The sequence below is a fragment of the Simplicispira sp. genome (assembly GCF_028687295.1).
GTDB classification, from domain to species: domain Bacteria; phylum Pseudomonadota; class Gammaproteobacteria; order Burkholderiales; family Burkholderiaceae_C; genus Simplicispira; species Simplicispira metamorpha.
This window is the reverse complement of the sequence record NZ_JAQUAL010000236.1, coordinates 1-2,735: the sequence shown is the minus strand read 5'-3', so window position 1 is coordinate 2,735 and position 2,735 is coordinate 1. Positions and strand designations below refer to the sequence as shown.

1 protein-coding gene is annotated in these 2,735 nt (G+C 70.3%); it reads left to right on the top strand.

What is annotated here, in order from left to right:
* The coding region (gene recC / locus PHX69_RS16080) for an exodeoxyribonuclease V subunit gamma (protein WP_288045147.1) at nt 1–2,735 on the top strand (2,735 nt) is incomplete at both ends.

Here is a 2,735-nt window from a genome sequence, read left to right as displayed (position 1 = left end):
GCTGGGTGCAGGCGGGGTGCCCCGCGAGTCGCCGCTGGACAAGCTGCCCATGACCTGGCGGCTGATGCAGCTGTTGCCCGGCGTGCTGGCGCAGCCGGTGTTTGCGCCCATGGCCCAGTACCTGCGGCCTACCGCCCAGACTGCTGAATGGGCCAGCGAACCAGCATCCATCGCCCCCGACACCGCCCGCCAACTGCAACTGGCTGCCCAGCTGGCCGACCTGTTCGACCAGTACCAGAACTACCGCGCCGACTGGCTACAGGCCTGGGCCGCCGGGCACGACACCGTCACCACCCCCGCTGGCCAGCCCCAGGCCCTGGCGGACGACCAGCGCTGGCAGCCTGCACTGTGGCGCGCGGTGCTGGAGAGCCTGCCGCCCGAGCAGCGCAGCGCCACCCGCCCCGACCTGCACCGCCAGGCGCTGGCGCGCTTGCAGGGCGACGAGGACTTTGCGGGCCGGGTGCCGCGCCGCCTGGTGGTGTTTGGCATGAGCCACATCCCTGGCGCCTACCTGGAGCTGCTGGCCGCGCTGGCGCCGCACAGCCAGGTGATTCTGGCCGTGCCCAACCCCTGCCGCTTTTACTGGGGCGACATCATCGAAGGCCGCGAGCTGTTCCGGATGGAGCGCCGCCGCCACCACCCGCGCACGGGCAGCCCCAGTGCGCCGCCCGCCTGGGAAGACATGCACCTGCACGCCCACCCGCTGCTGGCCGCCTGGGGCCGCCAGGGGCGCGACTTTGTGCGCCAGCTTGATGCCTTTGACGATGCCGCCGCCACAGCACAACGCTTTCCGCTGCTCAAAATCGACCTGTTTGGCGAGGCCCCCGAGACGGCAGACACGCCCCTGCTCACCCGCGTGCAGCAGCGTATCCGCGACCTGGAGCCGCTGGCGGTGCGCCACGACGATGCACCGCTGGCGCGTGACGACCGCTCCGTGGTGTTCCATGTGGCGCACAGCCCGGTGCGCGAGCTGGAGGTGCTGCAAGACCAGCTGCTGGCCCTGCTGGCCCAGCCCGGTCTGGCCCCGCGCGACATCGTCGTCATGGTGCCCGACGTACAAAGCATGGCCCCGGCCATTCGCGCCGTGTTCGGCCAGTACCCGCGCCACGATGCGCGCTTTATCCCCTTCGATATTGCTGATCTGAGCGCCAAGGCCAGCAGCCCGGTCATCGTGGCGCTGGAATGGTTGCTGCGCTTGCCCACGCAGCGCTGCGGCCTGAGCGAGCTGGTGGATTTGCTGGAAGTGCCCGCCATTGCCCGGCGCTTTGGCATCGCCGCCGACCAACTGCCGCAGCTCACGCAGTGGATGGGCGGCGCGGGCATCCGCTGGGGGCTGCACGCCCAGCAGCGCGCGCAACTGGGCCTGGCGGAATGTGGCGAGCAAAACAGCGCCTGGTTTGGGCTGCAGCGCATGCTGCTGGCCTATGCCGCCGGGGCGCTGGACGATGCGCCCGCTGCCGCCGCAGGCTGGCAGGGCATAGAGCCTTACACCGAAGTGGGTGGCCTGGATGCCGCCGTGGCGGGCAGCCTGGCCCACCTGCTGCACACACTCGATGGTTGGTGGCAGCGCAGCCAGCAGCAAGCCACGCCCGAGCAGTGGCGCGACCACGCCCAGTGGCTGCTGGGCGCGTTGCTGCGCAGCACCGATGAGGCCGATGCCCAGGCCCTGGCCGCACTCCACGACGGCCTGGCGCGCTGGCTGCGCGCCTGCGAACAGGCCGGGTTTGCACAAGCCGTGCCGCTGGCCGCGCTGCGCCACGGCTGGATGGACGCCTTGCAGCAGCCCAGCCTCGACCAGCGCTTCAGGGCGGGTGGCGTGACCTTTTGCACGCTGATGCCCATGCGCGCCATCCCGTTCGAGGTGGTGTGCCTGCTGGGCATGAACGATGGCGACTACCCCCGCCGCGCCCCGCGCAGCGACTTCGACCTGATGAACCAGCGCGGCATGTTCCGCCCCGGCGACCGCTCGCGCCAGCACGACGACCGCCAGCTCATGCTCGAAGCGCTGCTGTCGGCGCGGCGCGTGCTGTATGTGAGCTGGACGGGCCGCAGCGTGCGCGACAACAGCGACCAGCCGCCCTCGGTGCTGGTGTCGCAGCTGCGCGACTACATCGCCGCCGCCTGGGGCGACGAGGCCGTGGCCTGCCGCACCACCGAGCACCCGCTGCAACCCTTCAGCCGCCGCTACTTCGAGGCTGCCTCGCCGCTGCGCACCTACGCCCGCGAGTGGCGCAGCGTGCATGGTGTGCTGGACGAGCCCTTGGCGATTGCGCCCCACGATGGCACACAAGGCGCCTCCGTGGTCTTGGCCGATGACAGTGCCCCGCTGGATATGGAGCGGCTGGTGCGGTTCTTGCGCAACCCGGTCAAGGCGTTTTTCAAGGAGCGTTTGGGCGTGGGCTTCTGGAGTCCTGAAGACGAGCCGGGCGATACCGAAGCCTTTGCCTTTGACGGTCTGGAAAACTACCAGCTCGTTGCCGCGCAGCTACAGCACTGGCCCGCGCCGCCGCAGTGCGATGCAGCGCAGCTCCAGTCGCTGGTGGCCAGTCGGCTCGGTGCCCTGCAACGCGCGGGCGATTTACCCATGGCCGGTCTGGGCACCCGCAAAAAACAGGAGCTGCAAGCCACCCTGACTGCCATGGCCAGCGCCTGGGCCGCGCTGGGCCAGGCGTTTGGCCAGCGCACCGAGCGCATCGCCGTGCAGCACCAATCCCAAGGCGTGGTGTTGCGCGACT